At 73.6% G+C, this 17769-nt stretch carries 10 protein-coding genes; 3 read left to right on the forward strand and 7 right to left on the reverse strand.

Annotation, left to right across the window (positions count from 1 at the left end; all coding sequences use genetic code 11):
* Positions 1–21: 21 nt before the first annotated feature.
* Positions 22–1545 carry a type VII secretion protein EccB gene (gene eccB / locus ACFY3C_RS22705; RefSeq protein WP_390772023.1) on the reverse strand — a complete coding sequence of 508 codons (1524 nt, stop codon included), beginning with the start codon at positions 1543–1545 and terminating at the stop codon, positions 22–24.
* 205 nt (positions 1546–1750) lie between these two features.
* Between eccB and eccE the strand changes: the two genes are divergently transcribed.
* From eccE to ACFY3C_RS22720, 3 genes are all read left to right on the forward strand, one after another.
* On the forward strand, positions 1751–3121 hold the full coding sequence (gene eccE, locus ACFY3C_RS22710) for a type VII secretion protein EccE (RefSeq protein ID WP_386576385.1): 1371 nt from the start codon (positions 1751–1753) through the stop codon (positions 3119–3121).
* Complete coding sequence (locus tag ACFY3C_RS22715) at positions 3121–3885, forward strand: hypothetical protein (RefSeq protein WP_386576386.1); 765 nt, start codon at positions 3121–3123, stop codon at positions 3883–3885. The genes eccE and ACFY3C_RS22715 overlap by 1 nt, the downstream gene beginning before the upstream one ends.
* Before the next feature lie 361 nt (positions 3886–4246).
* On the forward strand, positions 4247–7666 hold the full coding sequence (locus ACFY3C_RS22720; protein WP_390772024.1) for an SCO5717 family growth-regulating ATPase: 3420 nt from the start codon (positions 4247–4249) through the stop codon (positions 7664–7666).
* Between the two features lie 110 nt (positions 7667–7776).
* Here the strand turns inward: ACFY3C_RS22720 and ACFY3C_RS22725 are convergent, their stop codons facing one another.
* The 6 genes from ACFY3C_RS22725 to infB all read right to left on the reverse strand — a co-directional run bounded on the left by ACFY3C_RS22725 (position 7777) and on the right by infB (position 17644).
* Complete coding sequence (locus ACFY3C_RS22725) at positions 7777–8724, reverse strand: bifunctional riboflavin kinase/FAD synthetase (protein WP_390772025.1); 948 nt, start codon at positions 8722–8724, stop codon at positions 7777–7779.
* 131 nt (positions 8725–8855) lie between these two features.
* On the reverse strand, positions 8856–12404 hold the full coding sequence (locus tag ACFY3C_RS22730; protein WP_390772026.1) for a trypsin-like peptidase domain-containing protein: 3549 nt from the start codon (positions 12402–12404) through the stop codon (positions 8856–8858).
* A 270-nt stretch (positions 12405–12674) separates the two neighbouring features.
* Positions 12675–13580 carry a tRNA pseudouridine(55) synthase TruB gene (gene truB / locus ACFY3C_RS22735; RefSeq protein ID WP_389182583.1) on the reverse strand — a complete coding sequence of 302 codons (906 nt, stop codon included), beginning with the start codon at positions 13578–13580 and terminating at the stop codon, positions 12675–12677.
* Positions 13577–14038: a 30S ribosome-binding factor RbfA gene (gene rbfA, locus ACFY3C_RS22740; RefSeq protein WP_386576392.1), complete on the reverse strand. Its 462-nt coding sequence runs from the start codon at positions 14036–14038 to the stop codon at positions 13577–13579. The genes truB and rbfA overlap by 4 nt, the downstream gene beginning before the upstream one ends.
* A 40-nt stretch (positions 14039–14078) precedes the next feature.
* Positions 14079–14372, reverse strand: a complete 294-nt coding sequence (locus ACFY3C_RS22745; protein ID WP_386576393.1) for a DUF503 domain-containing protein — start codon at positions 14370–14372, stop codon at positions 14079–14081.
* Between the two features lie 194 nt (positions 14373–14566).
* Positions 14567–17644, reverse strand: a complete 3078-nt coding sequence (gene infB, locus ACFY3C_RS22750; protein ID WP_386576394.1) for a translation initiation factor IF-2 — start codon at positions 17642–17644, stop codon at positions 14567–14569.
* Positions 17645–17769 lie beyond the last annotated feature (125 nt).

Consider the following 17769-nt stretch of genomic DNA (forward strand, 5'->3'; position numbering starts at 1 on the left):
GCTTCTCCTCCGCCCGCTCCGCTACGAACCCTGCGGCTGGCGCGCCGCCGCCTCCGACAGGCGCGGGCCCGTCGGCAGGAACCTGGACCACTCCAAGGGGATGGGTGTGGGCTTCACGTTCTCGTAGCCGAGGCGTGTCTGGGCGATCTTCGCCTCGCTCAGCTCCTCCTTGCGCTGCTTGGCGGAGGTGCCGATGCCCTGGTCGTCGGTGGCGCTGTCGCTGTTGGACTGCAGGGCGTAGCGCAGGCCCGTGTCGGTGACCAGGAAGACACCGCCGGCGCCGGTCGCCGTGCCCTGGAACTGGCGGTAGAGCTGGCCGGAGCCGGCGGTGACGTAGCCGCTGGAGGAGCCGGTGGGCAGCTGGGCGGGAAATTCCGTGCCCACCCAGGTCGACAGCGTGGTCTCGCCGTTGCCGGCGACCGAGCGCATGACGTTGCAGACCGTGTTGCGGCCGCTGGTGGTGCTGGCGCCGTCGTTCACCGTCTTCGGCTTGTACGTCGGCCAGTTCTTGTTCCCGTCGAACGTGGTGCTGTCGGCGACCGCGCCGGGGCTGACCTGCTGCGCCTCACCGGCCTGGCCCGCGCCGATGAGGTCCCCGCTGTTGAGCAGGAGCGTGGCCGTGAACTCGGAGATCCGCGCGACCTTTCCCTGCAGCACGACGTAGTACTGCATCGACTGGCCGTCGTACGCCTTGATGACCTCGCCGACCTTGTCGTACTGCCGCAGCAGACTGGAGGCGTTGGCCTTCGCGCCGGGCGTGCCCTGGATCGACGGGATCGCGATCGGGTCGCCCTTGTGGAGGGTGTCGAGCCATTGCTGGGAGACGCGCTGCGGGGCGCGGCCCTGGGTGTCGAGGGCCTTGAGCAGTTCCTTGTCGGTCGGGTTGGCGATCTGGTACGCCATGCCCCGCGCGTCGACGACGTACTGGGTCTTGCCGTCCGGGGCGACGACGTACATCAGGTCGCCGTGGGTGAGCTTGTTCGACCCCTCCGTCTTCGCCCATTCCTTCTTCGCGAGGACGAACGCCGCCTTCTGGATGGCGCGGCCGCCGTCACCGGGGCGTTCGCAGACCACCCAGCGCTTGGCGGCCTCGGCCTCGTCCGAGGTGGGCAGGCGGTCGGGGGCGTAGGGGATGCCGATGGTGGCGCCGTGCGGGGGCTTACCGCTGTCCAGGACCTTCTCGTCGACGGTGATGACGCTGTCGTGGCTGGGGTCCAGAAGGAGCTTGGCCGAGGCCATGTTGAGGACCGGGTGCAGCTGGCTCTGCTTGCCGGTCTTCAGGACGACGTACCGCGTGGTCGAGTCGCTTGCGACGATGACGTGTTCCTCGGGTGTGTCCCAACCCTTGGGCGCGGTCGGGCTGAACATGCCGATCGCGCCGAACACCGCGAGGATCACGACGCCGACGACGGCGCCGGGCACCAGTGCGCCCAGCGGCTTGGGGGCGCCCTCCTCCGAGCCGGAGGGGGAAGGCTGCAGGAATGATGCGAGCGTGCGGCGCTTCGCGAAGGTGTAGGCGTTGAGTTCGTCCCGCCGTGATGCCATCTGTGTCCGCTCTCTCCCCGTTGCGGAGCCGTGGGGGACCTGTGAAGATCCGTCCCCCGCCCTCGGTTGCTCTGGTGTCTCGACTGTCAGACCCGGCCCCTACTATGCCTGTTGCTAGGACGTGCGTGTGGCACGGGTAGGGTGCTCAGGGCTTGAAAGGACCGGAGCGCAAGGGTTTTCGGGAGAGTTCGGGGGTTTTGGAGTGATGGCTTCCGCAACGCGGAACCGGTCGCGATCGCAATCGGGGTCACGGTCGGGTGGTGCGCGCCGGTCGCGTGGTCGCGGCACTTCTTCCTCCCGGACGGGCGCCCAGCAGGCACCGACGCCGTACCAGGGCGCTTTCGCGCCGCATCTGGAGTCCCGTTCGGGGCGCGGCGGTTCGTTCGCGGTGCAGCGGCTGGTGCTGCTGGAGATCGCGGGTGCGCTCGTGGTGTGCGGGTGGCTTCTCGGTACGGTCGCGTTGATGGCCGCCGGCGCCGTTGCGGCCGTGTTCGTGGTGCTCGCCGTCGTACGACGCCGGGGGCGCTCCCTGCCGGAATGGCTCGGCACCCTGCTGGCGCTGCGGGCCCGCACACGGCGGGCCGCGAGCACACCGGTGCCGCCGGGCACCGACTCCGGTCTCGCGCCCGCCGTGGAGTGCGACCCGACCCTGCGCACGTACAGCTACAGCCGCGGCGACGACCGCGACCAGCGGCCCATCGGCATGGTGGGCGACGGCGGCTTCCTGACCGCGGTGCTCCAGGTGGAGTCGGGCGCCGACGCGCTGCGCGCGGAGCGCAGTCGCAGACCGCTGCCGCTGGCCCTGGTGCGGGACGTCCTCGAAGTCGACGGGATCCGCCTTGAGTCGGCGCAGATCGTGGTGCACACGCAGCCCGCACCCGCGCTGCACCTGCCCCAGCAGTCGGTCGTGGTCAGCAACTACGCGCCGCTGCAGGCCCAGACCGGCTCCCCCGCGGTGCGCATCACGTGGATCGCGCTGAAGCTCGATCCCGAGCTGTGCCCGGAGGCGGTGGCCGCGCGTGGCGGCGGTCTTGTGGGCGCGCAGAAGTGCCTGACCCGCTCGGCCGAGCATCTGGCGAGCCGGCTGACCGGCGCCGGGTTCCAGGCGAACGTACTCACCGAGGAGGAGCTGACGGCCGCCATCGCCACCTCCGCGTGCGCCAACCCGATGGTGACGGCCCAGGCGGCCCAGGCCGGGCGGGGCGAGGCGCCGCAGCGACGGACCGAGGAGTCCAGCCGCAGCTGGCGCTGCGACAACCGCCGGCACACCACCTACTGGGTGCGCCGCTGGCCCCAGCTGGGCGGATCCGGCGGCTCGCTGGCGCAGTTGGTGGCGCAGCTGACGGCGGTTCCCGCGCTGGCTACGACCTTCAGCCTGACGCTGGCCAAGGGGGCGCAGCAGGACGTGGCCATCACCGGCCATCTGCGGATCACCGGCCGCAGCAACCAGGAGCTGACCAACGCGCGGCGCGATCTGGAGCATGCGGCGCGGCAGACGCGGACCGGGCTCGCGCGCCTGGACCGTGAACAACTCCCCGGCGTTCTCGCCACCCTGCCGCTCGGAGGTGCCCGCTGATGGCCATGACCACTTCGCCCGCCCCGTCGGAGACGAACCGGTCGACGCCGGGCCTCGGCGAGCGGCTGCGCACCGGCTTCGGCCTGCTGGGCCCCCGCCACCCGCGGCACGCGCTGCCCCTGGAGCAGGCCGACGCGCTGTCCCTGCCGATCGGCGACGACGGTGTGGTGGTCGGCGACAACGCCGAGGGCCAGCCCGCCGTGCTCGGGGTGAACCGTCCGACGCCGTACGACATCGTGCTCATCGGCGGCCTGTGGACGGCACAGGTCATGGCGCTGCGCGCGGCCGCGACGGGCGCCCGCGTGGCCGTGGAGACGGGCCGGGCGCAGGCCTGGATGCCGATGGTGCACGCCATGGGCGGCGGGCAGAACGGCCTCGCGGTGTACGACGTCGGCCGCGTGCCCCCGCAGGGCGCCTCGGCCGGCACGCCCGTGCTCGTGGTGCGGGACTGCGGCATGCGGCCCCCGCGCGGGCGCGTGGTGTCGGCGCCGTGGCAGTCGGTGCTGACGCTGCTGCCGTATCTCAGCCCGGTGGCACCGCGGTTGATGCGTCAGGCGCGTCTGGTGGGCGTGCAGCGGGTGTCGCCGGACGAGGCGGCGGAGATCGGGCGCGTGCTCGGGCTGCCGCGTCCGGAGCTGGAGTCGCTGCCCACGCTGCCGGACGGCGTGACGCTGTGGTGCACGGAGCGGGACCGGCAGTACGTGGTGACGCGGGCGACGGATGCCGAGACCGGACTGCTGGGCGTGGCACGCCGGATGGACTGACGGACGTCCAACTTGGCCCGTTTTCAAGGGAACTGGCGCGCTATCGCGTGAATTCGCGTGCTATCGGGGGCTGAGCGCGCCGCGCCTTCGTCACGTTTTGGTGTACGTACAGATGCGCCGCGGAGGTGTCGGGCCCGGTGTGACGCGTCGGACGGGCACGAAGGGGCGGCCGGGCCTGCCGGGCCCGCGCTCGAGGTGATTAGGCTGGTACCGGGCACGTCGCGAGTTTCCGTGAGCGGGCGATGCGCGCCCCGCGACAAAAGGGGTCAACCGACCCCAGGGGGAAGCCCGGCGAATCGTACGACAGGAACGGTCGCCCCCAAGCACGGCACAAGGGTGTTCGACCACACCAGGAGGAACTGTGAACAGCGATCGGGACGGGATCCGCGGGGGTTGGGACACACCCGACGACGACCAGACCGACGCGGAGTCCGGCATCGAGATGACGGGCGAGTTCACGATCGACTACGCGCCGCCCGCCTGGTACACGCAGAACGCGTCGGGTGGTGCGTCCGGTGCGCCCGCGTCGGCTCCGGTGCCGCCCCCGGCGGCCACTCCCGCCGTGCCTCCGCCGCCGGTCGGCCAGCCCTTCGGGGTTCCGGACGTGCCGCCCGGTAGCGGCTTCCAGCCGGCCTGGACGGCGGGATCCGCCCCTGCCGCCCCGCCTGCGGCCCCGGCCACCCCCGTCGCCCCGCCTGCCGCCCAGCCCGAGGCCCCGGTCACCCCTGTCGTCGCGCCCTTGGTACCGACCGAGGGGGACAGCGGAGACCTCGTCAGCGGCGCGACCATGCGGATCTCCTCCTCCGCCCTGAAGCGGGAGATCGCGGAGCGGTCGGCCGCGGCGGCCGCTGCCGAGCAGGCCGCGACGAACGCCGACACCGGCAGCCACGCGTACGGCAGCGAGCCCTCCGCCGAACAGCCGGTCGGTGCGGCCGAGTCGGCGGCGAGCGGGGACGGCGACGGCGACGGCGATCCGGGGGCGAACGCGGACACAGACACGGACGCTGAGGGCAACTCCTCCGCTGCCGCCACGGCGCACGTGGGCGAAGAGCCGGACCGCGGCGACACCGGGTCCGAGGGAACGGAGCCGGACGCCCACAAGGCCGCCACGGAGACCGCCCTCCCGGACACGAGCGACGAGTCCGCGCCCGCCAGTGAGCACGAGCACGGCGAAGCAGACACGGCCGGCGCCGACGCCGCCCAGGCCGACGGCTCGTCCCCGGAGACGGCCTCCGCACCGAGCGCGCAGGCGCGGACGGCTGCCGCGGAGAACAGCGACGCCCAGCCGGGCGAGGCTCCCGCCGCGAGCGCGGACGCGCAGGGCGACGGACCCATCGCCGTGGGCCCGGAAGCCGCACAGGCCGCCGCATCCACCCCCGCCAACCCCGAGGCCGCACAGGCCGCCGGGTCCGCCCCCACCGGCCCAGAAGCCGCGCAGGCCGCCGCATCTGCCCCCTCCGGCCCTGAGGCGGCACAGGCCGCCGGATCCGCCCCCACCGGCCCAGAAGCCGCGCCGGTCGCCCAGCCGGGCTGGGCTCCCCCGCCGGCACCGCAGGGCAACGTGCCCCCGCTGCCGCCCTCCTACCAGCCCGCCGCCCCGACCCCGGCCGCACAGTGGCCCGCGCAGCCGCAGCCGGCCGACCCGTCGATGCCGCAGCCGAACGCTGCCCAGGCACAGCCCCAGGCCGCTCCGGGGCACCCGGCCGTGCCGTCCCAGCAGCCGCCGTTCCAGCCGCAGGCGCCGCAGCCCGCGCCCGCCGCCTGGAACCAGCCCGGCATGCCGACTCCGCAGGCCCCCGCGCAGCCCGCACCGCAGCCCGGCCAGCCCTACATCCCGGGCGCTCCTGGGGTCCCCGGCGTCCCCGTTCCCACGGCGGAGCAGCCGGCGGCACCCGCGCCGCAGCAGACCCCGCCGGGCGGTTACGGCTTCCCGCAGCCTCCGGCGCCGCAGCCGACCCCGAGCGGTCCCACCCCGCTGTCCGGCTACGGCTTCCCGCAGCCCGGCACCCCCAACCCGCCAGCTCAGCCCGGCGGTTACGGATTCCCGCAGCCCGGTCAGCAGTCGGCCCCCAGCGGCCCCCACCCGCAGCCCGGCACCCCCAACCCCCCGGCCCAGCCCGGAGGTTACGGCTTCCCGCAGCCGGGACAGCAGCCCCAGCCCCCGCAGAACCCCGAAGCCGCTCAAGGCGCCCCGCAGCCCGGCACCCCCACCCCGCCGGCCCAGCCCGGCGGCTACGGATTCCCCCGGCCCGGACAACAGCCGGCCCCCAGCGGCCCCAACCCGCAGTCCGGCTACGGCTTCCCGCAGCCCGGCACCCCCAACCCCCCGGCCCAGCCCGGCGGCTACGGATTCCCGCAGCCCGGACAGCAGCCCCAGCCCCCGCAGAACCCCGAGGCCGCTCAGGGTGCCCCGCAGCCGGCCGTCGACCCCCGTGCCGGTGCCGCCTGGCCGCAGCCCGTGCAGCACGACCAGCGGCAGATGACCAACCCGGGTGCGGCGCCGCTGGGTTACACCGCGGCCGTGGAGCTGTCCTCGGACCGGCTGCTCAACTCCAAGAAGCAGAAGGCGAAGAGCGGCCGACCCACGGCCGCCTCGTCCCGCTTCAAGCTGGGCGGCAAGAAGGAGGAGGCCGAGCGGCAGCGCAAGCTGGAGCTGATCCGCACGCCGGTGCTGTCCTGCTACCGGATCGCGGTCATCAGCCTCAAGGGCGGTGTCGGCAAGACGACCACCACCACCGCCCTCGGCTCCACCCTCGCCATCGAGCGGCAGGACAAGATCCTCGCCATCGACGCGAACCCGGACGCCGGCACGCTCGGCCGACGGGTGCGCCGGGAGACCGGTGCGACCATCCGCGACCTGGTCCAGGCGATCCCGTACCTCAACTCGTACATGGACATCCGCCGCTTCACGTCGCAGGCGCCCTCCGGCCTGGAGATCATCGCCAACGACGTCGACCCGGCCGTCTCGACCACGTTCAACGACGAGGACTACCGACGCGCGATAGACGTGCTCGGCCGGCAGTACCCGGTCATCCTGACCGACTCGGGTACGGGTCTGCTGTACAGCGCGATGCGCGGGGTGCTCGACCTCGCCGACCAGCTCATCATCATCTCGACGCCGTCCGTCGACGGTGCCAGCAGCGCCAGTACGACCCTGGACTGGCTGTCCGCGCACGGCTACGCCGACCTGGTCTCCCGGTCCATCACCGTGATCTCCGGGGTCCGCGAGACCGGCAAGATGATCAAGGTCGAGGACATCGTGGGGCACTTCGAAACGCGCTGCCGCGGTGTGGTCGTGGTGCCGTTCGACGAGCACCTGGCCGCCGGTGCCGAGGTCGACCTCGACATGATGCGGCCCAAGGTGCGGGAGGCCTACTTCAACCTCGCCGCCATGGTCGCCGAGGACTTCGTACGCCACCAGCAGTCGCACGGGCTGTGGACCAGCGACGGCAACCCGCCGCCGGTGGCCGCCCCGCCGATGCCCGGCCACGCGATGCCGGGCCAGCCGGTCCCGGGCCAGCCGATGCCTGGTCAGCCCATGCCGGGCCAGCAGCACCCCGGCCAGCCCTACCCCGGTCAGCCGTACCCGCCGCAGCAGGGACAGCCGCAGCCGTACCCGCCCCAGCAGCCGGGCCAGCCCTACCCGCAGGCCGCCCCGGGCCAGCCGTACCCGCCCCAGCAGGGACAGCCGCCGCAGGGACAGCCGCCCCAGCCCGAGCTGTACGGCTACCCGCAGCCCCCGCAGGGCGGGCAGCCTCCGCAGGCCCCTCCGCAGCAGTAGGACGGCACAAAAAGGGCGGCCGGTGCTCACCGCACCGGCCGCCCTTTCGTGTCGTAGAAACGTCGTCGTAGAGGAGTCGTAGAGGACTCAGGCCTGCGAAGAACGCAGGTCTACGCCTCCTCGGCAACGATCTCCCGGCACCGCTTCACGTCCTCGGCCATCTGCTCCAGCAGGGCCTCCAGCGACTCGAACTTCGCCTGGCCACGCACGTACGCCAGGAAGTCGACGGCGACGTGCAGGCCGTACAGGTCGAGGCCGACGCGGTCGATGGCGTACGCCTCCACCGTGCGCTCGGTGCCGTCGAACTGCGGGTTCGTGCCGACGGAGATCGCGGCGGGCATGATCTCGCCCTGCGCGTGCAGATAGCCGGCGTACACGCCGTCCGCGGGGATCGCGGTGTGCGGGAGCGTCTCGACGTTGGCCGTGGGGAAGCCCAGCTCACGGCCGCGCTGGGCGCCGCGCACGACCACGCCCTCCACCCGGTGCGGGCGGCCCAGGATCTCGCGGGCGCCGGCCACGTCGCCCTCGGCTACCAGGCGCCGGGTCAGGGTCGAGGAGAACGGCTCGCCGCCGCCCGCCGCACCGCTGACGTACAGGTCCACGACCTCGACCTCGAAGTCGTAGACCTTGCCCTGCTCGGTGAGGAACTCCACGCTGCCGGCCGCCTTGTGGCCGAAGCGGAAGTTGGGGCCCTCGACGACCGACTTGGCGTGCAGCTTGTCGACCAGGACCTTGACGACGAAGTCGGCCGGCGACAGCTTCGAGAACTCGGTGGTGAAGGGGAGGATGAGGCAGGCGTCGACGCCCAGCTCCGCCATCAGCTCGGCACGGCGGTGGTGCGCGGCGAGCAGGGGCGGGTGGCTGCCGGGGCGGACGACCTCGCTCGGGTGCGGGTCGAAGGTGACGACGACGGCCGGGACGCCCAGCTCGCGGGCGCGGTCGACGGCATGCTTGATGATCAGCTGGTGGCCGCGGTGAACGCCGTCGTAGGAACCGATGGTGACGACGCTGCGCCCCCAGTCCTGGGGAATGTCCTCCAAGCCACGCCAGCGCTGCACTGTGACCGCTCCTCGAACCCGTGTCCGTGTCTACCGTTGACCTCTTGTGCAGGTCTAAGGGTGCCATGCCGGGTGCCCGGGGCCCGCATCGGCATCGGGGCTGTGACCGGGCGCACGTTCACGGCGGGCGCTCAGGCCGGTACGCGCACGCCCGCCAGGTTCTCGATCATGCGGCGGGCGCTGGGGCCCACCACCGCGGCCCAGTCCTGAGGGGTCTCGCCCAGCCAGCGGGCCATCCGTGCGGCGAAGCCGGGCACGTGCCGGGACAGGACGACCAGGCCCCAGTCGAACCGGGTCGCGCCGTTCGGGGTGCGGACGAGGAGGAGGCCGGTGCGGTGGACCAGTGCGCGCAGCTCCGCGTCCCGGCCCTCGCCGTGCGGGGCCGCCGCCTGCAGGACGGCGTCCAGGACGTCCGGCTCGTGCTCGTGGGCGAGCAGGAAGTCCAGCAGCTCGCGGCGCAGGGGGCGGGAGGCGGGGGTGCCGGGGGCGGCGAGCACGGTGGCGAGGGCCGCCCGGACCCCTTCGGGGCCGCCGTCGAGGAGGCCGGTGACCAGGGGCAGCAGGACGGGGCGGGCGGCGGGCCCCCGGTCGAGGCATCGGTCGACGTACGCGGCCACGTGCCCGGCGGTCTCCGGCCGCAGCCCCACCGCCTCCCGGACGAGGGCGGCGACCCGGCGGGCCAGGGCCGGGGTGGTGACGTCGGCGAGCGTGCGGAGCGTCTCACCGGCGTCCGGGCCGCCGCGCAGACGGGCGCGGAAAGCGTCGAGGACGGGCTCGGGGTGGCTGGTCAGGGCCGGGACCAGGACGCCGGGCGGGAACTGCGGGTCGCCGTCGGCGAAGTGGCGCAGGGCCTCGGCGAGATGACGGTCGCGGGTGTCCGGGTCGCGCACCAGGACGGCGAGGGCGCCGCCGTGCAGGGTGCGGTCGGCGGGGCGGGCGAGCAGGGCGAGGGCGGCGTAGCGGAGCAGTTCGCGGTCGGCCGCCGAGCGGACGTGGGGGGCCGCGCGCAGCCCGTACGCCACCGCGGCCGCCCGGCGGGCGGGGCGCTCGTCGTGGGCCCAGCGGTCGACGGCCCGGCAGACCGCCGAGGGCTCGTCCTCGGCGAGGCCGGTGAGCAGCTCGTCGGCCCTGGGGTGCGCGCTCTCCACGAGCACCTCGGTGAGGTCGTCCAGGGCCCCGTGCCGGTGCGTGTGCAGCAGGGCCTGCGCTGCGGTCGCCACGGTGGCGTGCGGGGTCGCGGGCAGCGGCCGCTCGTCGTCGAACCAGCGGGTGAGCTGCGGCTGTACGGCTCCGGGTGCGGCGGCGAGCAGCCGGGCCACGGCGTCCAGGTGGCGCTCGCCCGCGGCGGTGCACGCCGGCTGCGACGGTTCCCGGTCCGCGAGGACCAGCTCCCGCAGCAGTGCGAAGCGCTCCGCTTCCGGGAGGGGCAGGGCGGTCCAGAAGGCGGGGCCGAACTCGGACGGTACGGGCCGCCCGCCCAGGCTCCAGGCGACGACACGGTCGGCCAGGAGGCGGAGCACCTCCGTGTACGGCGTCGCGTCCGGGACCTGGAGGAGGGTGCGGGCGAGCAGCCGGGCAGCCCACCAGGAGGTGGGGTCGAGATCCAGGGCGTCCACCAACTCCCGTAGACGGAAGGAGAGTTGGCGGTGTCCCTGTTGGCGGCCGAGGAGGAGCAGGGCCTGGACGACCGGGCCGACGCGGTGGTGCGGGACGGGGAGCGGGTGGGCTCCCTGCGGGGTGCGGGGGCGGTGGACCAGGGCGTGCAGGGCCTCGTCCAGGTCGAGGTGGATGCCCTGGATCCAGTCGGCCAGCTCCTCGTGGGCGAACCTGTACCCGGCGCCGGCCGGGACCAGGAGGCCTTCGGTGAGGACGGCGGAGGCCCAGCCTGAGCCGCCGCCGAGCCGGGCCGGGGCGGGACCCCAGGGGAACACCGCCTCGAAGGAAGCCCGGTCCAGCTCGCCCTGGCCGGGGCCGAGACTGCGCCGGGCGGCCTCGTGCACCTGCCCGGCCACCCGGGCAGCGAGCCGCCGTACAGCCGTGCCGCGCAGCCCGTTCTCGGCGGCGAGGCGGACCGCGACGCGCAGGCACATCAGGTCGAGGTGGGCGGCGAAAACCTCGTGCCGGTCGAGCGGCCCGGCGGGCGGCGCGTCCGGGAGGGCGGCGCGGACCTCGGAGAGGAGGCGCAGGGTGAGCGGGTGCCGGGCGTCGCGGTCGATGAGGGCGCCGTCGGGGACGCCGTAGCGGGCCCGGGCCCGGCGGGCCTCGTCCTGGGTGAGGTCGGCGAGCCGCACACATGCCGGCCCGTGGACCAGGTCCGCCGGGAACTCGGCCCCGGCACGCTCCCAGTGCTCCTCCCGGCAGGCCACCACCAGCCGCGCCCCGGTCTCCCGCAGCCACCCGGCCGTCCCCCGGGTCCACTCGGGCAGCCGGTGGGCGAGAACGGGGGGCATCTCCTCGGGGCCGTCGAGCAGGAGCAGCAGCGGGCGGCCGGCCTGCCCGGCGAGGCGGGCCAGCCGCTCGGGGGTGAGGTCGCCGAGGTCGGCGGGGTGCACGGAGCGGGCGGCGGCGACGATCCGGACGGCGCGCCGCAGGGAGCGGCGGGCCGCGTCGGCCACGGAGTCGTCGGCGTCCCTCAGGTCGGCGCCGCGCAGCCACAGCGTGGGCGCGGGCCGCTCGGTTCGGCCCCGGCGGGCGGCGAGGGCCGCGAGTTCCGTCGTACGACCGCTGCCCGGGGCGCCGACCAGGCCGAGCACGGCGGCGCTCCCGCTGTCGGCGAAGGCGGACAACTCCCGTACCGCGTCGGCGCGTTCGACCGGCTGCACATGGCCGGGACCGGCGCTGCCGACGTACCCGGCGAGGGCGCCCCCGGGTCCGTCCTGGCCCACCGAGGTGGCGGTCAGCTCCAGGACACCGGCCAGGTTGAGGTCAGCGCCGTAGGCGGGCACGGTGGCCGCGTTGCGGGCGAGCAGCTCGGCCAGCGGGCCGTCGGCCGGCCGCAGCGGCACCGCGAAGCCGGCGTCGCGCCGGTCGGAGTGCAGGGCAGTGCCGAGGACGCCCACGACCGCGCCGGTCGCCGCGTCCAGCACCGGTCCCCCGGAGGCGCCGCCGCCGAGCCGGAGCGCGTCCCGGCCGGCCGTGCCGATGGCCAGCTCCAGGGCGTCCTCGATCAGGTGGAAGCGATCGGTGGCGGTGTACGTCACCTGGGTGGCGGCGAGCACGCGTGCCTCGCGCCAGCAGCCTGCGGCGACCCGGACGTAGGTGCCGGCCTCGACACGTTCCCGGACGGTCAGCGGGAGGGGGTCCACGCCCAGGTCCTCGGTGCGGACCAGGGCCAGGCCGAGCGCGGGCAGCGGGGTGACGGCGTCGGCGCCGACCACACAGGTGCGGTCCGTGGCGGTGTGCAGGACCAGCCGGGCGAGTCCGTCGACGGCCTCGTGGCTGGTGAGAAGGGTGCCGTGATGATCGGCCAGGAAGCCGGCCCCGCGGGGGCGCCCTGCCAGGTCGCGGATCCGGACGAGGACGTGTGTGACGTCTGTGCGAGCAGGGTCGCCGGCACAGTGCGTGCCGTCCCCGCGGCTCTCGTCGTGGTCCCTGTGGCCCTCGTCCCGGGCCCGGCCGAAATCGTCCCGCGCCCGGCCGAACACGCCAGTACGGTTCGCATCGCCGCCCCGACCCGCCATGGCCGTACCTCCCCGCCCGTACACACGCGCCCTCGTGATCGACGGTAGGGGCGCGGTGATCAGCGGAACAGCACGCGAAGTGAAAGCGCCCCCTTCCGCTCCCCCGCTTCACTCCGAGCGCCTGCCCGGTCGGGTGAATAGGCGGGGGCGGCTGGATACACCCTAGGGGTGGGGGAACCGAGGGGGGACCGTGGAGCGGCGGCAAGGGCAGTACCCCGTGGCCGCCGCTCCACGGAGGGGCTCCGTGGAGCGGCGCGGTCCGGACGCCGGTCAGCCGAAGACGGCCAGGCTCTTCGCCTTGCCCTTGTGCTCCTCGACCAGAGCGAGAAAGCGGCCCTCGGGGTCGAAGACGGCGACGCTGCCGACGCCCGCGTAGGCCTCGGGCATCTCCAGCCGGACGCCGTTGAGGAGCAGCCGGGCGCGCTTGGCGTCCACGTCCCAGCGCGGGAACGCGGCCGCGGCGGCCTCGGCGATCGGCATCACGGTCAGCTCCTGCTGGAGCTGGTCCAGCGTCTTCGCGGAGTCGAGCTTGTACGGCCCGACGCGGGTGCGGCGCAGCGCGGTGAGGTGGCCGCCGACGCCCAGGTCGGCGCCCAGGTCGCGGGCGAGGGCGCGGATGTAGGTGCCGGAGGAGCAGACCACCGAGACGACCAGGTCGAGCACGGCGGTGCCGTCGTCGGCGACGGCGTCCCGGACGTCGTACACCGCGAAGGAGGAGACGTTCACCGGCCGGGCGGGGATCTCGAAGTCCTCGCCCTCGCGGGCCCGCTTGTACGACCGCACGCCGTCGATCTTGATGGCGCTGACCTTGGACGGCACCTGCATGATGTCGCCGGTCAGCTTGGCGATGCCGGCGTCGATGGCGTCCCGGGTCACCTTGGACGCGTCGGTGGAGGAGGTGATGTCCCCCTCGGCGTCGTCGGTGAGCGTGTTCTGGCCCAGGCGGATGGTGCCCAGGTATTCCTTCTCGGTGAGGGCGAGGTGCCCGAGGAGCTTGGTGGCGCGCTCCACACCGAGGACGAGGACGCCGGTCGCCATCGGGTCGAGGGTGCCGGCGTGGCCGACGCGGCGGGTGCGTGCGATGCCGCGCATCTTGGCGACCACGTCGTGCGAAGTGAAGCCCGACGGCTTGTCGACGATGACAAGGCCGTCGGGCGTGGTGTGCTTCTGGGTCATTCCGCGGCGTCGCCGTCCGTCTCGGCGCTCTCGTCCTCGGCCGGCTTGCGGTACGGGTCGGCGCCGCCCGCGTACGCCGCGCCCGCGGAGGCCTCACGGACCTTCGCGTCGGACTGCCGTGCCTTGTCGAGGAGGTCCTCGATGGTCCGGGCGGTGTCCGGAAGGGCGTCCGCGACGAAGGTGAGGGTCGGCGTGAACTTCACGCCCGCCGCGCGGCCGACCTCGGAGCGCAGGATGCCCTTGGCGCTCTCCAGGCCGGCGGCCGCGGCCTGCCGCTCCTCGTCGTCCCCGTAGACCGTGTAGAAGACGGTCGCCTCCCGCAGGTCACCCGTGACCCGGGTGTCCGTGATGGTGACGTGCGAGCCGAGCCGCGGGTCCTTGATCCCGCGCTGCAGCTTCTGGGCCACCACCTCCCGGATGAGGTCCGCCAGCCTTTTCGCCCGCGCGTTGTCGGCCACTGGTCCGTCTCCCGTTCTTTCTTCTTGTTGCGTTCTGTGGTCAGTCGTCGTCGCCGTGGAGGCGCCGCCGCACGGACAGCAGCTCCACTTCGGGGCGGCCGGCGACCAGCCGTTCGCACCGGTCCAGTACGTCGGTGAGGTGCGCCGCGTCGCCGGAGACCATGGCCAGGCCGATGATCGCTCGCCGGTGGAGGTCCATGTGGTCCACCTCGGCCGCGCTCACCGCGTACTTCCGCTGGAGTTCGGCGACGATCGGGCGGACGACGGAGCGCTTCTCCTTCAGCGAGTGGACGTCGCCGAGGAGGAGGTCGAAGGACAGAGTCCCCACGTACATGTGTGTAGCCGGTTCACCCGCCGGTACGGGATCGATGGCCCCGGGTCCGTGTGGCCGGGGACATCAAGAACGGTACCCCGTTCCTGCCGGAGGCTCGACGGGGTTTTACCGCACCCTGGACTGCGCTCGGAGCCCGGGAACGGCGCGCTGGCCGACAGGACCGGGGTCCCGTCGGCCAGCGCGAACCGTGGGCGTTACGCCCGCGGCTTCTCCCGCATCTCGTACGTCGCGATGACGTCGTCGACCTTGATGTCGTTGAAGTTTCCGAGGTTGATACCACCCTCGTAGCCTTCGCGGATCTCGGTGACGTCGTCCTTGAAGCGACGCAGGCCCTCGATGTTGAGGTTCTCCGCGACCACCTTGCCGTCGCGGATGAGGCGGGCCTTGGTGTTGCGGCGCACCTCGCCGGAGCGGATGAGGACACCGGCGATGTTGCCCAGCTTGGACGACTTGAAGACCTCGCGGATCTCCGCCGTACCGAGCTCGACCTCCTCGTACTCCGGCTTGAGCATGCCCTTGAGGGCCGCCTCGATCTCCTCGATCGCCTGGTAGATGACCGAGTAGTACCGGACGTCCACACCCTCGCGCTCGGCCATCTGCGCCGCGCGGCCGGCCGCACGGACGTTGAAGCCGATCACGATGGCGTCGGAGCCCATCGCCAGGTCGATGTCGGACTCCGTGACCGCACCGACGCCGCGGTGCAGGACGCGGATGTCGACCTCTTCGCCGACGTCCAGCTGGAGCAGGGAGGACTCGAGGGCCTCGACGGAACCGGAAGCGTCACCCTTGATGATCAGGTTCAGCTGCTGGATCTCGCCGGCCTTGAGCACCTTGTCCAGGTCCTCGAGGGACACGCGGCGCGTGCGCTTCGCGAAGGCCGCGTTGCGCTCACGGGCGGCGCGCTTCTCCGCGATCTGGCGGGCCGTACGGTCCTCCTCGACCACGAGGAAGTTGTCGCCGGCACCCGGGACGTTGGTCAGACCCAGGACCTGGACCGGCGTCGACGGGCCCGCCTCGGCGACGTTGTTGCCGTTGTCGTCGAGCATGGCGCGGACTCGGCCGTAGGCGTCGCCCACGACCATCGTGTCGCCGACCCGCAGCGTGCCTCGCTGGACGAGGACCGTCGCCACGGCACCACGGCCGCGGTCGAGACGGGACTCGATCGAGATGCCCTGCGCGTCCTGGGCCGGGTTGGCCCGCAGGTCGAGCGAGGCGTCCGCGGTGAGGACCACGGCCTCCAGCAGCGAGTCGATGTGCAGACCCTGCTTGGCGGAGATGTCGACGAACATCGTGTCGCCGCCGTACTCCTCGGCCACCAGGCCGTACTCGGTCAGCTGACCGCGCACCTTGGTCGGGTCGGCACCCTCGACGTCGATCTTGTTGACCGCGACGACGATCGGGACGTCGGCCGCCTTGGCGTGGTTGAGCGCCTCGACCGTCTGCGGCATGACGCCGTCGTTGGCCGCGACGACCAGGATCGCGATGTCGGTCGACTTCGCACCACGGGCACGCATGGCGGTGAACGCCTCGTGACCCGGGGTGTCGATGAAGGTGATCTTGCGCTCTTCGTCGTTGACCTCGGTCGAGACCTGGTAGGCACCGATGTGCTGGGTGATGCCGCCGGCCTCGCCCGCGATGACGTTCGTCTTGCGGATGGCGTCGAGCAGTCGGGTCTTACCGTGGTCGACGTGACCCATGACGGTGACGACCGGCGGACGAACCACCAGGTCCTCCTCGTCGCCCTCGTCCTCGCCGAACTCGATGTCGAAGGACTCGAGCAGCTCGCGGTCCTCTTCCTCCGGGCTGACGATCTGAACCTCGTAGTTCATCTCGCCGGCGAGGAGCTGCAGCGTCTCGTCGGAGACGGACTGCGTAGCCGTGACCATCTCGCCGAGGTTCATCATGACCGCGACGAGGGACGCCGGGTTGGCGTTGATCTTCTCCGCGAAGTCGGTGAGCGACGCGCCGCGGGAGAGACGGATGGTCTCGCCGTTGCCGCGCGGCAGCATCACGCCGCCGACGCTCGGGGCCTGCATGGCCTCGTACTCCTGGCGACGCTGCCGCTTCGACTTGCGACCGCGACGCGCGGGACCACCAGGACGACCGAAGGCGCCCTGCGTGCCACCGCGGCCACCGGGACCGCCGGGACGGCCACCGAAGCCGGGACGGCCACCGCCGCCACCGCCGGGACCACCGGGACCACCGGGACGACCGGCGAAGCCGCCGCCACCACCGGGAGCACCGGGGCGACCGGCGAAGCCGCCGCCACCGCCACCGGGACGACCGGCGAAGCCGCCGCCACCCGGACGACCGCCACCGCCACCGGGACGCCCACCGCCACCGGGACCGCGACCGCCGGGGCCACCGCCACCGGGACGCGGGCCGGCAGCGGGACGCTGCGGCATCATGCCGGGGTTCGGGCGCGGACCGGCCGGGCCGGGACGCGGACCACCCTGCGGACGGGGCATACCGGACGGCGACGGACGGGAACCGCCCGGAGCCTGCGGACGCGGACCGCCACCCTGGGCACCGGGACCCTGCGGACGGGGACCGGCGCCGGGAGCACCGGGACCGCCATGGCCGCCAGGACGAGGTCCGCCCTGCGGGCGCGGGGCCTGCGGACGAGCCATGCCGGTGGAGCCACCGGAGGTGAAGGGGTTGTTACCCGGGCGCGGACCGGACGGACGGGCACCGGGACGCGGGGCCTGGCCACCTGCACGCGGGGCACCCTGACCCGGACGGGCCTGGCCCTGGCCGGGACCGGCCGGACGACCGCCGGGCTTCGGGGCACCGGGACGGGCGCCGGGACGCGGACCCTGCGCGGCCGGAGCCTGCGCGGCCGGAGCGGCCGGCGGAGCGGTGAACTCCGGGGCGGCCGGGGCCGGACGCGGCGCGGGCTTCGGACCCGGAACCGGACGCGGGCCCGGGGCCGGCGAGGGGGTCAGGGGGGCCGACGGAGTCGCGGCCACCGCCGGAGCAGCGGGCTGCGGTGCCGTCGGAGGCTTGGGGGCCGCCGGCTTCGGGGCAGCCGGACGGGCCGCCTGCGCCGGAGAGGGCGCGGCGGGCTTGGGGGCGGCCTTGCGCGGGGCGGGCTTGCCGGCGGACTTGCCGGAGCCGCCCTGGAAGGCGTCGGTCAGCTTACGTACAACGGGCGCTTCGATGGTGGAAGACGCCGAACGGACGAATTCACCGAGTTCCTGGAGCTTGGCCATGACGACCTTGCTCTCAACGCCGAACTCCTTGGCGAGTTCGTAGACCCGGACCTTAGCCACTTCGCTCCTTTGAGGTCCGGGTTGAAGCCGGACCGTCGTTAGTTCATGGGCGTACTCATCGCGTACTCATCGAGTGCTCATCGCAATCTCGACCTGCTTTCGACTCGCGAGGTACCGGGCCGCAC

Source organism: Streptomyces sp. NPDC001410, assembly GCF_042895235.1.
In the GTDB taxonomy this organism is placed as follows: domain Bacteria; phylum Actinomycetota; class Actinomycetes; order Streptomycetales; family Streptomycetaceae; genus Streptomyces.